Origin of the sequence: Fuerstiella marisgermanici (assembly GCF_001983935.1) — a bacterium.
GTDB classification, from domain to species: domain Bacteria; phylum Planctomycetota; class Planctomycetia; order Planctomycetales; family Planctomycetaceae; genus Fuerstiella; species Fuerstiella marisgermanici.
The window spans coordinates 3822001-3841964 of sequence record NZ_CP017641.1 but is presented as its reverse complement, the minus strand read 5'-3'; the positions used below and the strand labels follow the sequence as shown (position 1 = coordinate 3841964).

At 53.7% G+C, this 19964-nt stretch carries 16 protein-coding genes and 1 pseudogene; 14 read left to right on the top strand and 3 right to left on the bottom strand.

Annotated features, from left to right (window positions below; translation table 11 throughout):
* The first annotated feature begins 6 nt into the window (after positions 1-6).
* The 4 genes from Fuma_RS14305 to Fuma_RS14290 all read left to right on the top strand — a co-directional run bounded on the left by Fuma_RS14305 (position 7) and on the right by Fuma_RS14290 (position 5893).
* Complete coding sequence (locus Fuma_RS14305) at positions 7-2157, top strand: caspase family protein (RefSeq protein WP_077024722.1); 2151 nt, start codon at positions 7-9, stop codon at positions 2155-2157.
* A gap of 88 nt (positions 2158-2245) precedes the next feature.
* On the top strand, positions 2246-3610 hold the full coding sequence (locus Fuma_RS14300) for a S1C family serine protease (RefSeq protein ID WP_077024721.1): 1365 nt from the start codon (positions 2246-2248) through the stop codon (positions 3608-3610).
* Positions 3611-3652: 42 nt separating this feature from the next.
* Complete coding sequence (locus Fuma_RS14295; RefSeq protein WP_145944174.1) at positions 3653-4693, top strand: RNA polymerase sigma factor; 1041 nt, start codon at positions 3653-3655, stop codon at positions 4691-4693.
* A 132-nt stretch (positions 4694-4825) separates the two neighbouring features.
* Positions 4826-5893 (top strand): hypothetical protein, encoded by a 1068-nt coding sequence (locus Fuma_RS14290; protein WP_077024719.1) that lies wholly within the window; start codon positions 4826-4828, stop codon positions 5891-5893.
* A gap of 95 nt (positions 5894-5988) precedes the next feature.
* Here Fuma_RS14290 and Fuma_RS14285 read toward each other — a convergent pair whose 3' ends face one another.
* A complete protein-coding gene (locus Fuma_RS14285; protein ID WP_158520984.1) occupies positions 5989-8070 on the bottom strand; it encodes a caspase family protein in 2082 nt (693 codons plus the stop codon).
* A gap of 459 nt (positions 8071-8529) precedes the next feature.
* Here Fuma_RS14285 and Fuma_RS14280 point away from each other — a divergent pair, with 459 nt between their 5' ends.
* From Fuma_RS14280 to Fuma_RS14270, 3 genes are all read left to right on the top strand, one after another.
* Positions 8530-8763, top strand: a complete 234-nt coding sequence (locus Fuma_RS14280) for a hypothetical protein (RefSeq protein WP_077024717.1) — start codon at positions 8530-8532, stop codon at positions 8761-8763.
* A 33-nt stretch (positions 8764-8796) separates the two neighbouring features.
* Positions 8797-10680, top strand: a complete 1884-nt coding sequence (locus Fuma_RS14275) for a RiPP maturation radical SAM C-methyltransferase (protein WP_077024716.1) — start codon at positions 8797-8799, stop codon at positions 10678-10680.
* A gap of 262 nt (positions 10681-10942) precedes the next feature.
* Entirely contained in the window at positions 10943-11902 is a 960-nt protein-coding gene (locus Fuma_RS14270) for a tyrosine-type recombinase/integrase (protein ID WP_077024715.1), read from the top strand.
* A gap of 20 nt (positions 11903-11922) precedes the next feature.
* On the opposite strand, the gene Fuma_RS14265 is transcribed toward Fuma_RS14270, so the two are convergent.
* Positions 11923-12927: a tyrosine-type recombinase/integrase gene (locus tag Fuma_RS14265; RefSeq protein WP_083732051.1), complete on the bottom strand. Its 1005-nt coding sequence runs from the start codon at positions 12925-12927 to the stop codon at positions 11923-11925.
* A gap of 259 nt (positions 12928-13186) precedes the next feature.
* On the opposite strand from Fuma_RS14265, the gene Fuma_RS14260 reads away from it, so the two are divergent.
* The 3 genes and pseudogenes from Fuma_RS14260 to Fuma_RS14250 all read left to right on the top strand — a co-directional run bounded on the left by Fuma_RS14260 (position 13187) and on the right by Fuma_RS14250 (position 16430).
* Positions 13187-14452 carry a site-specific integrase gene (locus Fuma_RS14260; protein WP_077024714.1) on the top strand — a complete coding sequence of 422 codons (1266 nt, stop codon included), beginning with the start codon at positions 13187-13189 and terminating at the stop codon, positions 14450-14452.
* Positions 14449-15411, top strand: a complete 963-nt coding sequence (locus Fuma_RS14255) for a tyrosine-type recombinase/integrase (protein WP_083732050.1) — start codon at positions 14449-14451, stop codon at positions 15409-15411. Before Fuma_RS14260 ends, Fuma_RS14255 begins: the two co-directional genes overlap by 4 nt.
* Positions 15408-16430, top strand: a pseudogene (locus tag Fuma_RS14250) (tyrosine-type recombinase/integrase). The gene Fuma_RS14255 and the pseudogene Fuma_RS14250 overlap by 4 nt, the downstream one beginning before the upstream one ends.
* A 765-nt stretch (positions 16431-17195) precedes the next feature.
* Here Fuma_RS14250 and Fuma_RS35290 read toward each other — a convergent pair.
* Positions 17196-17366, bottom strand: coding sequence for a hypothetical protein (locus tag Fuma_RS35290; RefSeq protein WP_158520983.1), 171 nt, complete (start codon positions 17364-17366; stop codon positions 17196-17198).
* Between the two features lie 315 nt (positions 17367-17681).
* Between Fuma_RS35290 and Fuma_RS14245 the strand changes: the two genes are divergently transcribed.
* From Fuma_RS14245 to Fuma_RS14230, 4 genes are read left to right on the top strand one after another with little or no spacing between them, the layout of a single operon-like run.
* Complete coding sequence (locus tag Fuma_RS14245) at positions 17682-18707, top strand: DUF932 domain-containing protein (RefSeq protein ID WP_077028311.1); 1026 nt, start codon at positions 17682-17684, stop codon at positions 18705-18707.
* A 1-nt stretch (position 18708) separates the two neighbouring features.
* Complete coding sequence (locus Fuma_RS14240; RefSeq protein WP_077024713.1) at positions 18709-19155, top strand: hypothetical protein; 447 nt, start codon at positions 18709-18711, stop codon at positions 19153-19155.
* Positions 19152-19481, top strand: coding sequence for a hypothetical protein (locus Fuma_RS14235; RefSeq protein ID WP_145944171.1), 330 nt, complete (start codon positions 19152-19154; stop codon positions 19479-19481). Before Fuma_RS14240 ends, Fuma_RS14235 begins: the two co-directional genes overlap by 4 nt.
* A 33-nt stretch (positions 19482-19514) precedes the next feature.
* Positions 19515-19778 (top strand): hypothetical protein, encoded by a 264-nt coding sequence (locus Fuma_RS14230; RefSeq protein WP_077028310.1) that lies wholly within the window; start codon positions 19515-19517, stop codon positions 19776-19778.
* Positions 19779-19964 lie beyond the last annotated feature (186 nt).

Here is a 19964-nt window from a genome sequence, read left to right as displayed (position 1 = left end):
GATCAAATGAAAACCTGTATTACTTCATTCTTGTGCATCGGCCTCGTCGGATCGACCTTGCTGCTGGAGACCGCTGTGGGAGATGAACCCGAAGAACTGGCCTCGGCCCGCAGGAGTGGAAATCTTCGTGTTTTGTTGGTTGGCGTTTCACGGTACCCCTCGCTTGATAAGCGGCAGCATCTGAAAGGGCCGCCGAATGATGTTCATCTCATTGATGCCCTGCTGTCTCGGAAGTTTGCCGACAGAATCGTTTCGCAGCAGATTCTGACGGCGGACAAAGCCCCGAACATGCAACCGACACGCTCGAATATCGAACGAGAGTTCACGACACTCATCGAAGAGGCTCAACCTGACGACCAAATATTCATTATGATGGCGGGACACGGTAGCCAGCAGCCGGATGACGCTGCCGATCCCGACGAAACCGACGGCAAGGACGAGATCTTTTTGCCGCAGGATATCGGGAAGTGGAAGAAGGAGAGTTCGACCGTCGAGAACGCGATTTCGGACGATGTCATTCGGGGTTGGCTGACTGAGATTCGCAAGAAAGGCGCGTTCGTATTCTTTGTCGCTGATTCCTGTCATTCGGGAACAATCGCTCGAGGTGATTCAGCGGTCAGTCGAGATGTCGATCCCACCGAACTTGGAGTTCCAGCCGCAGTCGAACACGATTCTGAAGGCGATTCCGATATCAAAGAGACGATTGTTGAACCGCAAGCCGCGGGAGTCGTAGCTCTGTACGCGGCTCATTCGCATGAACTGGCGTACGAAGCTCCGATTCCGAAAGCGACGTCGAAAAAGCATGGCTGGTTATCTTGGGCGTTGTGTGAATCGTTGGAAAACAGTTCGGGCAAACTCAGCTATGCTGATCTCGCTCGCAAGATCCAATGGGTATACGAGCAAAACGGATGGACGTCGAGCCACCCGTTGATCGAAGGGACTGACCTGGATATTGAAGTCTTGGGGACCACTGATTTGTCCAAACCAGCGCGACCGCGTTTGGATTCGCGAGACACGCCCTGGACGATTTCTGGCGGCCTTCTGCAGGGGATTACGGAGGATTCTGTCCTGGCTGTGATTGATGATCGGCAACGCACCGTTGGCCATGTGCGAGTGACTCAGGAAGGCTCCGTTGCATCGGAAGTTGAGGCTGTGGAATTCGAAGGCAGCCCCAAAGTTGATGCCATCGCGAGCGGACTGGAGTGTGCCATTGTTAGGCGAGACCTTGGCCTGCCGGATTTGCGGGTGGCAATCAATACGAGTCGTTGTTCCAGTTATAGCGACGCAATCCGCCGCAGTCTGGCGGATCGGATTGCAGGCATGAAGCTCGGTGACGCACCTGTGGCCGTCGACCTTGTTGCGAATCGTGCGGACGCACAGATTTTGATTGTTTGCGGCGATGATCAGTTGCTGCTGGCCAGTATCGCCGATGTTGAACTAGATTTGACTGCGGATACGGCCGGCGTAGATGACGCCGTCAGCCCGAGAGATGGTGCTCAATGGATGCAGACGACTCCGGCCGGACTTAGCGACGACCTGCGAAGGATTATTGCAGCACTTAATCTCCGTGCCATGGCCGGTTCCAATTCGGGAACTGATTCCCGAACCGTTCCGCAAATCGCTATCGAAATCGGAACCAAAGTGAAACGTCGTGTTTCCAGGACAGAAACGAAAACGCTCACTGAGGCCAAAGAGCTGAGGAATCAAGACAAGGTCAGCATCACTCTGAAGAATGCTGGCCTTATTCCCGCCGACGTCACGGTCCTCTATGTCAGCAGCGACTGGTCGATTAAGAGCTTTTTCCCGGATCCGCGAAGTCCTGGGACGCACAATCGACTGATGCCAAATGAACGGCCCATAGCATTGCCTGAAATCAAGATCGATGACAGCACGATCGGTCTGGAAGATTTGATCGTGATTGCCGTTCACAGTGATTCCGTGCAGCCAGTAAACTTTGCGTTTCTTGAACAAGTGGGGCTTCCGGTCGCTCAACGGAGAGGCCACGGCAGGGATCTCGCTTCGCGTGGACCGAAGGAGCCCCCTCACCCTCTGGACGCTCTTTTGAAAGGTCGAATGAGCGGAGCGTCGCGTGGTGCCGTCACCAGCAAACTAGGTCAATACGCAATTCAGAGGCATTCCTGGACAGTCACAAAGTAACTGGCGGCGCCGGCGCACGTAACTCGCAACGTGCCAATGCCGATCTGTTTCACCCTTAACTCACCACCGCATCTTCAAGGTCATTCGCATGAGCGGCTTCTATCGTTTCCTGGTCATTGGCACACTTTGCCTCACCGTTGGCATCCCGTGCTATTCAGGTGATAAATCGCTGAAGGGTATTTCAACCCCAGCTCCGTTTACCTTGCGGCCTTCCAATGTGTTTCTCAGGATCGGTGGAGTTGCGAAGACAGCGGTTGGTGAGCAGCCTGCCGCCACCAATGTGCATCCACGCGGCATTGGTGTTGATATCTACGAAGCGGCTGCTCCGGCAGTTGTTATGGTCAGGAACGACTCAGGTTCGGGAACTGGTTTTTTGATCAGTGAGGACGGTTGGATTGTCACGAACCATCACGTGGTCGATGGAGCGGTTTACGATCCGAAGCGAAAAGCCAATACGATGAATATCCTGCGTGGAAAATTGGACGAAGAAGGTTGGATGGATTCTCCGTACGACGCCGGGAACGCCGTCGTCTGGGCATTCGACGAGAAGCGGGATCTGGCCTTGCTAAAGCTTGAGCCTAAGTCACCTGCTGAGAAATTTCCGTACGTGAGACTCTCCACAACTTTACCGCGCCCTGGCGAGGGCTGTGTCGCAATTGGCTGCCCAGGCATTGGACGAATGTGGTCTGTGCGGTCCGGAGATGTGACGGGTGCCGGCCGAGAGATCGCGCGGCAGGTGGCTATGAGGGTTGGGCGTTCCGACGCCGATCGAAAGCTCATCGAACAACAGATGCTCGATAGCGAAGCGAAGATGTTCCAGACGAATCTGGACATTCATCCCGGGGATTCGGGTGGCCCACTTCTGAATTCCGACGGTGAGGTAATTGGTGTGACGGTGGCTTATCGCGACGCTGGCGCAACGTCTCTTTCGCTTCACGTGCATCTCGAAGAATTAAAGACATTTCTCGACCAGAAGCCTAAAACCGCCGTCATGATGGCCCCTTCCCCTCTGGACACCAATGGATTGTCTCAATACGGGCAAGACGAAAATGAGGATGGAGTAATCGATGCCGTTATTGGCAAGGCTGAGGATGGACCAATTCTGTCTGTGGCGATCCGACTAAATCTCGCACCCAAGATTGAGATTAACAAGCTTGGCGATGATGCTAGTGAAGATGGGTGGATTCCGCATTTTTCGATGTACGCAATTCCCACAGTCACGGTTGCGTATGACTCGGATACGAATGGCACATTCGACCTTATTCTTCGTGACGAAGACAGCGATGGCGTATTCGATACGAAGTATACGCTGGTCGGCACTTCGTGGAATGTGAGCCCTTTCCAAGGCCAAGCCATTTCGGAAAAACTGTTTGATCTAGTAGCTGCAGAAAAGGATTTCGCAGGTTGGGTTGAAGGGCTTCGGCAAATTAAAGACGCATGGATTGCGGATTAAGGGCCGACGCTCGAAACATTGATTGTGGTGGCGAAGAATCCGATGCACGAAATCGAACAACAGAACGTTGAGGAGTCAAACTTCGTTCAGCGAAACGAAAGATTGCTGGGGGCAGAATTCCTGGCAATGAAGGCCAACGTGAATGAACGTCTCGGCATCAAAGTGGACTCGCGGCAGTCAAAGGGGGCAGCGGTTTCAGATAACGCCGTCGGAATGACTATCGGCCAAAGTGAACTGCACCCACACACCTACCGCATCGTCGATTCGGGATTTCGCAAGTACAAGCCACAGACTGACATCGATGCCTATGCTCAAACACTTTCTCTGGCAGACGTGAAATGGGCTGGCTCTGTCCGTAAAGATAACGTCGCCGCAAAGGCGTTGCTGAACTTGATCCAAAACGATGTTCGTGCAGTGACGCTGAAGCATTCTGGGCAGAACCGTGCAACCGACAGCGTACTCGACAATCTACCGTCGCACGTCTTTGCTGCCGGCGAAAGTGGCTTGCCGAGGATTGAAGAGTTCCGTGGACGATCTTGCCTTCGCACTTGGCTTTGTGGAATCGCGAGAAACCTCGCGATTAACGAAACAGCGAAAGCCGCCAACAAAATCAACGTTAGTCTGAATCAGGGCGAAAGTGGAATGCTCGATCCAGTGGCTCCGGAGATTTCAGCGGCGTCAATACCGCCTGAGCTATCCGCATTGGCGACGCCACTGCTAAACGCCGTTTCTGACGCCGTAAAGGAACTCTCTCCACGGCAAAGAATTGCGTTCCAGTTGGTGTACCTTGTTCGCAAGCCGCAGAACGAGGTAGCAAGACTACTCAACTGTACGGCAGCGGCGGTTAGTCAAAATCTCGGAGCCGCTCGCCGAACTGTCGCCGAAAGTACGGCTCAGGCGATCCGCAAATTTTCTGAGCATACGAACCTGAAAGAAACGACAGTCCAGCAATTTGTCTTGGATTTTCTGATGCACTTCCAGTTGCTGGATCAACCGCAGACGATTGAAAATCAGGCAACCGACCCCGAAATTCTTCGAGATTTCGTCGAGAGCTTTCTTCGACAATATCTTGAAAACGATTGACGCTCAGGCATTTCTGTCAGCAATATAGAAACGCTTGGTTCGTTGAATTTCGATTTGGCGATGAGCAATTCTCACTTCTATCGTAAGAAGTATTCTTCATGACTGGCTCAGAGCAAAACACAAAAGAATCGGATGGCCATCATGTGGCGTGACATCGTTAACGAACAGTGGCAACGAGACGTGATGACTGATGACTCGGAAATCGACATGGATCTGTTGGCTGCTTTTGCCGAAGGAAGATTGTCTCCCCAGGAACAGATCGAAGCCGAGGCGTTGATTGCAGACAGTCGGGCCGCCCTGGAGTGCTTTGTGGCGATGAAAGAATCCGTGATCGGTGAACGCGATCACGTCCTGCCCGAAGTCGCTTCACCAGAACCTCACGTGGGTGGCCAGGTGGCTGCGGCGCGACATCAGTCACTTTACCAATATGCCACGGCGGCAAGTTTGCTTATTGGCTGCCTGGCCGTCGGCTGGGCGACCATGGAGCGATCCGGAAGAATGTCGCTTCAGTCTGAGGTCGCCTCACTTTCAAGCTCGCTGGAAACACAGACATCTTACAATCTTGTCAGTCAGAAAGAGCAGGGAATGACTCTGGCGGCGACTCGCACCTCTCCCTACTTCGCGGGAAAATTAACTCAAGGAATGATCTCAACAATCGTCATGAGCCTGACCCGACCAAAGAGCCTGGACGCTTCAGTCGACCCAAGCTCCGTTGCCTCTCTATCGACGCGATGGAAATCTGCAACGGCTGAATCTGTAGCACATAGTGAAACTTCCGTTCAGCAATCCGTTGAGGAGGTGTTTCGACTGATTACGGACTGTCAACTCCGGTACAACGCAGACGACGATACTCTCGAGGCGAATGAACGAACGTTCGCTCCGGCTCGCCAGGCGCTAGAGGCGCTGAGGCAGAAATACCCAGAGGCTCCTGAAGTACGAAACCTTGAAGCCGTTCTGTTGCTTCAGCAGGCGGAATTTCTTCTCGAACCGGACGCCGATGAACTCACGCAAAGAGCAAAATCCATACTGATCGGCGTCACGAAATCGCACCCGGAATTTGCGAACGCCTGGCTCAATCGCGCACTGTTGGCTCAATCAGAAGGTGACTCCGAGTCGGCGGCAAAAGAGATGTGGAATCGGTTCGCAGACACAACAGAAGATCAGGATCTGCGGGAAGCAGTCTTGCAGCTGCTCGAATAGACGTTTTTGTCCGATTCAGAGAATCGGACACGGTTAGCCACTTCCAGTACCACCACAACAATGCTGACCGCCGAATGACCAGAACCTAACGCAGTTCAAGGTGCCGCACCCGCTACCTGCGACAAGATCGCTGGAGAACGTCGCACGTGTCCACTGACCCTTAGGTCGCTCTCGAAAAACTCTTTCGAACGCCTTTCGTAGAGTCGAAAGAACTCAACAAATTCCGCCACTGATACGAAACCATCTGGGGCCGTGTTCTGCACTTCCAACCATGCCGACGGCTCAGACTTTGGAATCGTTCGAGATGCCAAGGCGCCCCTTTCCATGTCGTTCATCAACGGAAAAATCCGTGGAGCGATTCGAGCAACGTCGGTGTCCGCTGCCCCCGCGAGACCACGGGCGACAAGGACACAGAAGGAGCTTGAGTGCTTGTGTCTGGGCGTGGTGTAAGCCACGGCGGGGCCCACGAAGACGAATGTCCTCTCTACGTCAAGCTGCCTGCGAAGCAGTTCACTAGTCTGCGACTCTTCGTCGAACAGTGGCGACCACGGGAAATGCATGCCTGCGCTGTCACTCAGAACGATCAAATCGCCTTCCATGCCGTCGAACATCGCTTCCAACTCTGTGACACTCAAGAGTCGATCAGCCGACTTCTCAAGCGTCGAAAGAAGGTAGCCCTCATCATAAAGAACCCATACGTTTTGGCTCTTACGACTTTCGAGTTCACCACCGGTGAAGACACTTCCGTCGTGTTTTAGATATGTCTGCCCGTCACCGTGTCCGGAAAAATAGAGCACAACGATGTCTCCCGGTTTGCTTTCGGAGGTCACCTTGCGAATCGCCTTCGTGACATTCGCTTTGGTGGCCTCAGTATTCGTCAACATTGTGATAGAGTCCCCGGACGTCGCACTCGCTTTTAAGACGTCACGCACCATCGTACCACTCCGCACGCTACCTCGGAGTCTGTGCCGGAGCGGCTCGTAGTCGTCAATGGCGATAATAACGGCATGTAGCTGTCGACGGTTGGCGATCTTCCTGGACTTGATGTGTAGACGGAGTTTTTCCAAGGAGTTCTTCGACAATTGATGAAACTGCGTGACATTGATCAGTGACTTTCCAAGGAGTGTCAACAAAATCCGAATATCCGCTGCCGGCTGAAATTCAGGATCGATGCTTAACCATTCTTCCGCGTCGCTCATGAACCCTTTCGGCAGGCGATTTTGTTTCTCCTGGGAACGAAGTCGAGCAATTATGTCATCGACGGACATCATTGGTGTTGTCGTTGTTCGCACTGCGATCGGAATCTGACCAGTGACGTCACCTCGTTGCTTCGGAGTCTGCGACTGACGAAAACGTTCGCCGACATATTTCTTTGTGTGTTCGTGTGAGTATTGATACAGCTCCGCCACTGTAACAACGCCGTCCTGATCCCCCTGTACGTCGGCGTCTCCGGCGATCCCTGTCGCAAGAAAGTGGCTGAACACTCCGTGACGTAGTTCAGGGCTTTCGTAGCTTAATTCAGCCGCCCGACAGGAAAGTAACTCGATAATGCCCGTTCCATTCGGCAGATTTTCCGGCGAGAACCGCGTCGCCGCTTCATTACTTCTCGTTGCTCCGCTGTGGCAGGCATCGAGAATAATCAGCTTCTGCTTTGCGGGGCATTGCTGAATCTGATTGTAGATTTCAGAGACTGGAATGGCAGTCAAGGCGAGGTCGTCGTCTGAACCGGGAATGCCATCAAACGGCATCAACCAGGCACGGTCAGCACCGTCGACTTCACCGTGTCCGGCAAATGCAAACAGTACGGAATCATTGTGTTGAACTTGTGCCAGCAAATTGCGTAAGTGAACTCGAATGATACCGCTGGTCAGCGGCATGCTCTGTTTTTCACCATCCGTAAGAATTCGCACGCAGTTCGCCGTGTAGCCCCCGTGTTCGACAAGGGCTTGTCTCAGCCCCTCCATATCCTGTGCGCAGTAATCCAGCTTCGGCATGGTCGCATAATTATTGATACCAATCAGAAACGCCCAGCGCGTCCGGATGTCTTCGTCTGCTTCCTGAGCAGTGATCCCAGCACCCCGAGCGTTTTCATCTGCGACGCTCTCGATCATTGGCGAGTTCGCAGTCAACACCATGAAGAGTGCTACGATTCGGTTTCTTGCTACAAATGATTTCATTAAACCGTTCCAAACACAAAGTTGACGTTTCGATACAGTAACCCGTGGTTGCATCCGCTGACAGGGATTTCGTCTTGCGGTGTGAAAAACAAGGAATCCTGCTCAAAGCATCCTTCTGCAACAATACTCAGGTGGCATGCCCGGTTGTTAAAGCGAGAATACAAAGTGACTCCTGAAGTACGCAATCTTGCCGCCGATGCGCAAAAGTTGACCCAGCGACCAGGTCGATCCTTATCGGCATCACTTAATTGAATCCGAGCGACAACCGCGTGGAAGGAGTAACAATAACGCAGAGAATCGTGAAGTTTTCGCCGCAATTACGCAGTTTGCCGAAGAACTTCCTTCCATAAATTCTGTTGCGACAGTTGTTTTCGCAGACGGCGACCACACGCTATACTTGAAGTCCACGTCGAAGCTCGCAGCCGCTCAAAGACATTTGATTCTCAAAGGAGAAGCGAAATGAAGAAGATGCAGAAATGGCTCAGTTCCCTTGTCGTTGGCGCGATGACTCTCACCGGGATATCTTGCTCGAACACATCTGAAGAAACAACAAGCCCTTCATCGGATACAAATCAAGCTGCTCCAGCAGCCGAAGAAGGTCCAACGAGCAGAGGTTTGGATTTTGACGTTGATGAAATGAAAGAGACGGATCCCGAAACAGAAGGCGGGCCAGCAGGAACTCGACGCGGCTAAATCGCGAACTTCAACGGAAACTGATCCTTGGCGATGAAAGTCATTCTGATCCACATGCCTTTCGGGCCAATTCGCTGGCCTTCGATCGGCTTGAGCCTGTTGAGTGCAGCCGCGACACAATTGAGCATTGAATGCGAAATTCGTTACTTCGCTCTGGACTACGCCGCAAAGGTTGGTGTGGCTCGCTACCAGCAGCTTGCAGAGAACGCACCGGACAGCAGCCTGCTCTTAGGCGAGTGGGTCTTCTCGTCGTCCCTCTACGGATTCGATGAGGAGCGAATGTCGAAGTTTCTGGAGCATGTGAAGCAGGTAGAACAGACGCGTGGGCTGCAGGTCGATGACTGGGACGACGACTTGATAGGAACCGCTATCAAACTGCATAAAGAGTCTGACCAGTTTGTCGAATCCTGTTTCCAGAGCATTGCCTGGCAAGACTACGATCTGATTGGGTTCTCCAGCACGTTTCAGCAGAACGTGGCGTCACTCGCTCTCGCAAAGAAAATCAAGTCAGCTCACTCATCGGCCACCATTGCATTCGGAGGTAGCAACTGGGAAGGAATAATGGGACATGAGTTGTTGAGAACGCATGATTATGTTGACTGGGCGATTAGCGGTGAAGGTGATTTAGCGTTTCCAATAGCGATTCAGCGAATGAAGGAAGGCGAGTCACTGAATGGAATTGCCGGGCTCTACTTTCGCTCAAATGGTCAGGTGGAGCCTGATTTCCAGTCTAGTTGGGCTGCCCCGGTACGCGATTTAAACCAAGTTCCAGCTCCGCACTTTGACGACTACTTTAGGCAGGTGGAGGCGAGCAATTTTACGAACGAAGAACTTAATCCAGTTCTGATCTTCGAGACCTCTCGGGGGTGTTGGTGGGGGCAAAAACATCACTGCACATTTTGTGGACTGAACAAAGACTCTATGTTCTATCGCCGCAAGTCCCCCGAGGTTGCCGTCAATCAAATCCGTGAACTCGTCGAACGGCACGGTGTTCGCAAAATCCAAATGGTGGATGACATCATTGACATGTCTTACTTCAAGACATTCTTACCGATGCTGATCGACGAAGACCTGGGACTTGAGATTTTTTACGAAACGAAGGCCAATCTTACTCGTGACCAGATGTCGGTCCTTCGCGATTCAGGTGTCACATTCTTTCAACCTGGAATTGAAAGCCTGAGTAGCTCGACTCTCAAGCAGATGGACAAAGGCGTTTCCGCCCTGCAGAATCTGCGATTGCTGAAATGGTCACGTGAGTTGGGGTTGCGACCAATCTGGAACATTCTCTGGGGCTTTCCCGATGAAGACAAAACGCACTATTCGCTGCTTCCAGACCTAATCCCTTTGCTTGCCCATCTGCCGCCGCCGGAGGGCGCCGCGCCAATCAGCATTCATCGATTCAGCCCGCTGTACGAGTCCGCTCCAGAGAAATACCTCCCAGTGGAATCATACGCCCACATTTATCGCGACTGTGGTGAAAGAGGCGTAAACGTTAGTCGAGCTGCGTATTTGTTCTGCAATGATAAGACATCTGAAATACCCGAATACGACCGGGAACGTGTAGTCAGATCCGTTCGCGATTGGAAAACCAGTTACCCAGTTTCTGATCTACTCTTGATTGAGAGAGAGGGGAGAGGGACCGTCATCGACACACGCCCAATTGCTAGGGCGAGTCGCATTTCGCTGAGTTCAGTTGAGTACGCCGTTCTAAAAAAGCTAGAGACAGGTGAAACTCGCGAGCGAGTTGCGAAGGGACTTGACTCCGCCTGCGGGCCGGACTCAGTCGCAGCTGCATTTGATCGCCTCTCCTCGTTAGCGCTCATTATTCCGATCGACGGCAAATGGATCGCGTTGCCAACACAAGGAATCAATATCAAGCCAGGGGCAAAGCAACGTTACAAAGACATGACAGAGTAATTGCCGGCGACTCGTTGGTCCGCCCAAAATGAAATATCGGATGCTATGTGAGTTCGGTCATTCAGGCCGTTGACAGCGCATATGAGTTTCCGCATTACCGTCGACAAAAGAGATTATCGGTGGCAAAGTGGGAATGCCGCCGGTGGTGGATTGTTGAGCTGCTGGGTGAGTGAATGGAATGCTTGGTGGGCCGAGCAGGTGGTGATGTTATCAACCAAGGAAGGGGATGAGCGAGGATTTGTTTGAGGTAGCGAGGAACTGCTTGCCGAGTCAAGGAAGTGGTGATTCGAAAGGGCAATTGCTGAGCGTGCCGAAGCGTCGGCATGATAGCTTGGTGTTTTGTGAAGTGTTGGCGAACTCAGGGGCCGCGGCGGCGTTTGCGGTTGACGAGTTCTTTCATGCGGATATTCGTAACCCCCATACGCGTCGGGCCTATCGACAGGCGGTGGGGCGGTTTCTGAGCTTTGTGCAATCAGATGTTCAGACTTTGGCGATGATCACGCCCGCTCACGTTGGGCGATATTTCGATCAGCTTGACGTATCGTCGACAACGAAGAAATTACACCTGTCGGCGCTGAGGCATTTCTTTGACCGTATGGTGAATCGCCACGTGATCGTGCTTAACCCGGCCTTAACCGTTCGCGGTGAACGGACGTCGTCGTCAGAAGGAAAGACGATAGAGATTCCGCCGACGGAAGTTCGGAAGTTAATCAAGTCGATTGACGTTTCGCATTTGGTTGGGCTTCGAGATCGGTTGGTGATCGCTTTACTGGCATTCACAGCGGCCCGCGTCGGGGCGATCGTAAAACTGCGTATCGCGGACTTGCGGATTCATGCAACCCAGCCAACGCTCCAGTTGCACGAAAAGAGGGGAAAGGTACGCAGCATTCCGATCCGCTATGAGCTGGTCGAGTTTATTAATGCCTACCTCGTTCGACTGAGCGGCACAGATCCGGGACATGCGTTGCTACGGACAGCCATCGGAAAAACGAAACGACTGACGACTTCCGCAATGACAGCGGCCGACGTCCGGTGCATGCTGAAAAGGCGATTGGCAGATGCTGAATTGCCGAATCACTATTCTCCGCATTCGTTCCGCGTTTATGTGGCCACCGGCGTTATGTGGCCTTCGTTGGTTTTTCTCTGGCGAGATTCGTGGTTTCGTGCCATTCTGCGCCACATAAGTGAACCAACGATGTGCCGAGAGTTTCGATGGAGGTGAGACAATTTTGAGTCTCTGATTTAGATGATGATGCGTTCAATCTCGTCAAGACTTACCGCGTCGCTGGTGCGATCGTAGAGTTTCGTCGTCCGCACTGAGTTGTGAGCAGCGATTCTTTGAGCGTGTTCCAGCGAACCGCCATTTTCCAGGTAGGCCGTGATGCCTGTTGCTCGAAACGTGTGGCAGCAGATGTGCTCCGGCAGCCCCGCTTTGACGGCACGTCGCTTGATCATTCTCAGAACGTCCGCTCTGTGCATGCGGCGGTCGGTGAGCTGACGGTGTCGTGAGACCGTCCGAAACAGTGGCCCCTTCTTTTCGTCAGCAATTCCCGCTTCGTGCAGATAGGCGTCCAGATACTCTTCTGCATTGTGATGTGCGGGAACTTCGTGATGTTTGCCGCCCTTTTCATGCAGGCGAAACCTCATTCGTCGTCCCTGTGGATAGTAGTCGGCAACATTCATTCCAATGGCGGCAGACACGCGAGCGAAGCTGTAGACCATCAGGCCAATCAAAGCCCGGTCCCGCAATCCGACGATCCTTGTGCAGTCAATAGTGTCGAGGAGTTCTCGCGCTGCGATGGCGGTGAGCACGGGCGTCTTTCCGGTGGTGACGACGTGTTTCGGGCCACGAACGGATGCTGCCGGATTCAGCGGCAGCACCTGACCGACCACCAGCCAGTCGAAAAGCATTCGAATCGCCGCCAGATGCAACTTGACGGTCGGAGCACTCCGCTGCTGAGTCAACTGTTCAATGTAGGCCGCCACTACGAACGGTGAAACGTCGAGCAGTTCAACATGCTGCCGCTCACACCAGTCACAGAACCTCGCAACAGCTCGACCATACACAGCTCGTGTTCCGGGATTGCGGATGTGTGCCGTGAAGAATTCCAGAAATCGGCGTTGCGCCTGCTCACCCGCATTCCGAATCAGTGCCGGTGTGTGGGCGGAAGAAACCACCAGCAATTCGCTGCCGGAATCGTCCGGCGATTTCTCATGATAAGGCTGTGGGAATCGATCCTTGTCCATGCGTCATCATGCCACAACTCTGGTGTTTCAAAAAGGAGCTTTTGCAACGCCAATGGAATGGTCTTCCGGCTGCTCTCGACCTGTAACCGAAGAAGCAGGTCCGTTTGGGAGGCCACGAATATTTTGACCGGATTCACTATTCAGGATCGCGGGGCCGCGGACCGCGAATTCTTCAAGGCAACCAGACGACATCTGGATCATTCGTCAGGAGGCAGGTTTAGAGTGAGCCTCCTAGTTTCACAGCTTTGGAGGTTCCAAAATGTTTGAACAACTTTTTCGGTTTCCACATGCGTTGCAGCCGCACTTGGACGGCCCTCTGGCCGCAGAACGCAGACGTTACTTGTGTCATCGTGCGAATGAGGGAATTGGTCGTAACGGGCTGCGAGTGCTGGCGTACTATCTGTTGGCCTGCACGGAGTATCTCCGATTGGCAGATCGTCCCGGTGAACCTATTGCTCGCGCTGAAGTTGAACAGCAGGCAGAGCTTTGGGCAAAGCGAATATCCCCATGTCCGAATATGAGAAAGATTTCGGGCCGACGTTCTTCGCGAATTGAGTTCTTACGTCATGTCTGCTCATGGCTCAAATTCATGGGGCGACTGCAACTGCCGACGCCCGCGCCAAGTCGTTTTGCTGATCAGCTCGACGAATTTGCGAATTTCCTGCTGCAGGAGAAAGGCTTGAATCCCCGGACTGTCAGTGAACGCTGCGATACCGTTGAACGATTTCTGGAGAAGGTCACTTCGAACAGCAGTCCGCTTCACTGCGTGAACATTTCTCAGATCGATTCAGCCATTGTCAAACAGATTGCTCAGGGTCATTACGCACGCACTACCGTGAAGAATCTGGCTTGCCAACTGCGTTCTTTCTTTGCTTTTGCTGAATCTCGACGTTGGTGCCAAAGTGGCCTTGCTGACGGCATCAGAGGGCCTCGCGTCTATTCGCAGGAGTCCATTCCCGCCGGCCCGGCGTGGGCAGACGTTCAGAAAATACTCGCAAGTGTTGAAGGAGATCAGCCTGCCCAGATTCGGGACCGCGCCATCTTAATGCTGCTGGCCATCTACGGCCTGCGCGCTGGCGAAGTTCGTTGTCTGCAGTTGGAGAATTTCAGTTGGGAGCATGAGCGGCTGACGGTCCATCGTGGCAAGACGCAGTCCACGCACGTCTATCCGTTGACACGGCAGGTTGGCGATTCCGTCCTTCGTTATCTCCAGTCAGTCCGCCCGCGCTCAGTTCATCGAGAAGTCTTTCTGACTGTTCGCCCACCGTTTCGTCCACTGGCTCACGGCTCCGTTGGAGCAGTCGTCAGTCGCCGCCTGCACGCCCTGGGGCTTCAATTGCCACACTATGGCTCACACAGCTTACGCCATGCCTGTGCGATGCGCCTTCTGCAGCAGGGGCTCTCGCTGAAAGAAATCGGCGATCATCTGGGACACAGGCATCCCGACACGACTCGGATCTACGCCAAAGTCGATCTCGCGGCACTGCGGCAGGTTGCCGACTTTGATCTGGGAGGAGTGCTATGAACTCGATGAATCTGGCAGCTCTTATCGAACGCTACATCAGATACCGGCGAACACTCGGAGAACGTTTCGTCAACAATGCATTCATCCTTCGGGCGTTTGCACGCTCCGTTGGCGCTGATGCGACCGTTGACGAAGTGCGGACTGAGCAGATCGCTGCCTTCATTGCCGGAACTGACGCCCTGACAACCACTTGGCGTACCAAGTACACGACGATCAACGGCTTCTTTCATTTTGCGAAAAGCCGGGATCATATCACCCACTCCCCAATGCCCGACCAGATCGCGAAACGGGTCCCGTCATTTGTTCCCTACATTTACTCACATGAGGAGCTGCATCGACTTCTTGAAACTGCCAGGTGCTACCAGCGCGGAGTGAGTTCCTTCGATGCTCTTACGTTTCGCACCATATTGTTGCTGCTCTATGGAACCGGACTGCGCGCTGGTGAGATCGTTCGATTGAACTCCGAAGATGTCGACTTCAATGAATCCCTGCTCGTCATTCGCCTGACGAAATTTCACAAATCGAGACTGGTTCCCTTTGGGCCGCAACTACATCAGGCTCTGACGGATTACGTCAGCAATCGTATCCCACCCATTTCAGTCTCTGGCGAAGTGCCACCCTTTTTTACCACGCGTGAGGGGACCCGCGTGGTTCTGAACACGCTTCAGGCTCACTTCCGGCGGCTTCGCGAGCAAGCGGGCATTCGCCGATCCGATGGAGCCAGCTACCAACCGCGTCTGCATGATCTGCGCCATACGTTCGCCGTCCACCGCTTAACGTCCTGGTATCAGCAGGGGATGGACGTACAGAAGCTGGTCTACCAACTGTCGGTCTATCTGGGACATGCCCACCTGGAGGATACGCAGATCTATCTCAGCATGACACCTGACCTGCTGCAGGAAGCGAATGCCCGATTCGAATGCTATTCGAAAACCGATCATACTGGAGGTCAACCATGAAGAAGAAAGCGAAAGACACAGCGTTGCTTGGCCCGTGGGTAAAACGCTTCCTGTTGGAACATCTCGTGGGAGAACGTAATCTGGCCCGAAACACACAGCAAAGTTACCGCGACACGCTCCGCCTGCTGTTGCCCTTTTCCGTCAGTCGACTTGGCAAGCCAATCGACCAACTGAGCGTCGAGGATCTCTCGGCTGATCACATTCGAGAGTTCCTGCAAGACATAGAAGTGAAACGCGAATGCAGCGTGGCGACACGCAACCAGCGATTGGCCGCGATTCACTCGTTGGCCCGTTTCATCGGCATGCGCAGCCCGGAACATGTTCAATGGTGCGGGGAGGTTCGAACGATCCTCTTCAAGAAAGCGCCGCGATCACTGATGACCTACCTGGAGAAGGCCGAAATGGATGCGCTATTGGAAGCGCCAGATCGGAGTACGAAGCTCGGATGCCGCGATCACGCCTTGTTACTGTTCCTGTACAACACGGGCGCGCGAGCCGATGAAGTGGCCCACGTGCGGATCAAGGATCTCGACCTGGCAGCAACGCCAAATCGGGATGCGTCCTCGGTCCTGATTCATGGCAAAGGAAACAAGCAGCGTCGCTGTCCGTTGTGGACCAGAACCGTGAACGAACTGTCTCCGTTGGTGAGCAGTCGAGACTCGACTGAAAATGTCTTCCTGAACCGGACCGGACAACCATTGACGCGATTCGGCATTCACACATTGGTTGAACGACACGCAGCATAAATCACTCAGCAATTGCCTTCAATGGCCAACAAGCGAGTCAGCCCACATGTCATTCGCCATACCACAGCCACGCACCTCCTCCGCGCGGGCGTGGACATCAACACCATTCGAGCCTGGCTGGGGCACGTCTCCATCACAACTACGAACATTTACGCTGAAGTCGATCTGGAAATGAAGACCAAGGCTCTGGCCAGCTGCGAAATTCAGGACGACAAGCCTCACCAACCCTGGCGCGACGACAAGGGATTGATGGAATTCCTCAGCAACCTCTGACAGGGAAAAATTATGTGGCGTTCGATCAACGAGTCACCGCCAATCTCACTGGGCAACGAACCCAACACCACATAACGCTGGTGGCCACATAAACACGCTTATGTGGTCGACCACATAACCGGGTGATGGCGGTTACGGATTTGCTGAGTCAGGGCATCTCGCTGGAATCCGTGCAGTTTCTGGCTGGGCACAGTGATCCTCGCACCACGCGTCTTTATGACAGGCGACAGCAGAAAGTGACTCGGAATCTTGTGGAACGCATCTCGGTGTGAGCTGATCAAAGAGCGGACGCATGCCATTTGCTCACCAGCAAGTCGCAAAGCCCCAACGAATCCACTTCACCAAAAGCAGTCCTGGGAAGACGAGTATTTCTTACTTCGCTGGAGGCTGCAGAATTCGCCTTCTCATCATCGTGTGGGGTTGGGCAGGCGAGCCCCACACGATGACGCTTCGCCGAAAGCAGACTTCTCAATGACATCAGGCAACACTGCTGGATTCTGAAGGTTTCTGATCAACACAACGCCCGCGTTAGTTGGGAAGTCGTTTTCCATGGTTTTACGGACTCATCTAATGCGTCAACCAGAATCTTGCCGAATACGAACGAATCAGCTGTCAGCCTGAGTGCAGCGACTCAACGATAGTGTGACATCAGAACACGAATTCCCAACAGTGTTCCGATGACGCAGCACGTTGCATCCGGATACAGACAGGCAAGCGTCGCAAGAACGACATAGAGCGGTGGTGAACTTGGCATGACAGTCAATGTCACATAATCGCAGCAACAATGTCCAGCACCGTATCTTCCGTTGTCTTCCGAAAGTGCGGGTCGTCGATGATTTGCAGGTGCAAGTCGCGTCGGCCTGTGGGCGGTTGTGACGAGTGCACGGGCTCAAGAATATGACAATTTGAGATCGAAAAGATTTCAATTCCGTGCATTCGTTCTGAGAGCCCTCTGAGAAAGGCGCGGAGCGTGACGCATTCCGTGGAAGGTGGTAGTTTACTCTTCATCAAGCCGTTCTTTGCCACGACGAATATGAGTTCGCCCCGCAGATTTATCTGCCTCCCGGAGCCCACAGGGGTCCGAGGGGCGGTGGTGCATGATGAGGTTTGATCGTTGCAGCTCAGCACGAGCCGCAACAAAGGTTGATGTCTGCTGCTTTCGCGCAGGATCGATTCGACTGTGAGCACTGTGCTCCCGGTCAATTCGGTTCTGTAATCAGTACTTCGGTACTGGCGAAAGGAGAAGATGCAATGGTCGAACTGAAACGGGCCCATGACGAACTGTTCCGCCGCGCGGCGGACGAATGCTTCGAAACCTTCGACGATCTTTATGATCATTGTTGCACGGAACGTGATGCTTCCCGCGACTGCTGGCAGCTGCCACAGAAGCTGGAACCTCACGTCACCGGCAACTCCATTCAGCTGACTGTCGAAGGGGAAGGAGATGTGGGCCTGAATGACTGGTCTTTCAGTCAGCTCTGCCGCCTCTCTGGTGTTCGGAAAGAGACGCTGAATCGTCTGTCGCCGGATACTGCCAGCAAAGTCGTGCAGGAAACTCTGCCGCGTTCGCAGAAGCCGGTGCAGGTGCTGTCCACCGGCAGCACGGCGCGTTCGCTGCATGGTGTTTCCTACACACGATTGTGGAATGCCGACCTGCTGGATGTGGTGAAGGAAACGGCAGTGGATTTCCGTCCGCCCCAGAAAAGTTTTTCTGGTGGGACGGGTCTCTACTGCGGTGAACAGGACATGTTCGCGTTCCTGATCGATCCGCTCGGCTGGTGTGAACTTGAAGGTGAAGCGTTTGCTCCCGGGTTTTTCATTTGGAACTCTGAAGTCGGACGCCGTTCGCTGGGGATTCAGACGTTCTGGTTTCAGAAAGTCTGTGCCAATCACATCGTGTGGGATGCGGTCGAAGTCGTTGAGTTCACACGCAAGCATACCGCTCGCGTGCACGATAGTCTGGACGAGATTCGCCGCATCATTGATGAGCTGGCGAGGAAGCGTGATCAGCGTCGCGACGGATTCGTCAACACGCTGCGGAATGCCATGTCGACGAAACTGGGTGATTGCTCAGAGGATGTCGCCAAACAGCTGACCGAACGTCGCATTCCTCGTCACCTGATCGATACGGCTCTGGAAATGGCAGCGGTGCAGGGCAGTTTTACGATCTTCTCGATTGTGGATGCGCTGACCCGGCTGTCGCAGAACGTGCGCTACGCCGGCGATCGAGCGGAGCTGGACAGTCGGATCGGCAGTCTGCTTGGACTGGCGGTGTGACATGGATCCGCAAGCGACATGGACAAGACTGCTGGAAGCGTGGAAGGACCATGACTGGGAAGAGCTGCAGGCTGCGGCGAAGGACCTGAAGCACTGGATGGCCAGAGGCGGATTTCCACCCGACGTGTTGCCGCAACAAAGCATGGGGCCGATGTGGAACCGTGCTGTGGTGCGAGCGGTCTGTGAATTCGCATTGCAAATGGCATGGCAGGTGTTGCAGTCACCGAACGGAATTCCGAAAAGGGTTCCGTTCAGTGTGTCCTGCTTCGAATGCGATGCTGGTTCACCGGCGTCGTATGAAGAGGCAGCGGCCGCCGGCTGGACCGGAATTGAGTTTCGTCCGGACCTGCCGCTGGAGAACTTTCTTGGCTACTGCCCGGATCATGTTCCGTCTCCACCGTGGGATGAACATGACACGGAGGTGGCCGTGCAACGGAGGGCACAATGATGGCATGGATACGGTTGCGGCACGGACGCCACAACCTGCTGACCACAGAAAGCGAACGCGAAGTCGACGGACCTGTGTTCGGACCGTTTCTCACGATTCACGAGAACGAGGGTCGTGACATTCGATGTGGGGAAGCCTGGACGCTGCGCATCGTCGATGGCTCCGTTTACTACGGAGGCATGTACTACCGAACGTGGGAGATTTTTCACGGTTCGGTTCGTGACAGCGAACGTGACCGCGTGTGTTGTTTCTCACCCGACCTGGCAGAACCGCCGCACTGGGATGAGTTCAGCAACGAATCGTTCGCTGTCGTTTTATTTGATTGACCAAAACAAAAATGAGGAAAGGAAATGGAAGACATGGCCAACACAAACGGAAAGGCTCGACCCGTCAATGAGATTCGCATGGGACGAATTCGCGCCGCCATCTGGGAAAATGAAACTCAGAACGGCACGAGACATAACGTGACTCTGAGTCGCATCTACAAGGACGGTGATGTCTGGAAAGACAGCACCAGCTTTGGACGCGATGACCTGCCATTGGTGATGAAGGTCTCAGACCTGGCCCACAGCTGGATCTTTGACAACAGTCAGCCAGCGGATTCCGCCAAAGGAGGTTCGTAACACGGGACAACCTGTTAGTTGTCACGACGACGGCCAACAGGTTTTGAGAGATGCACCACCGCATCTCTCAGCTATTCGCACAGTTCGATTTCTTTGCGCATCCGCATCAGCAGGAGGAAACCAGGCAATTGCGGTTCTCCCTCCAGCCTGTGATTTCAAGCGCCTGATCTTTTCGGAAACCCAACG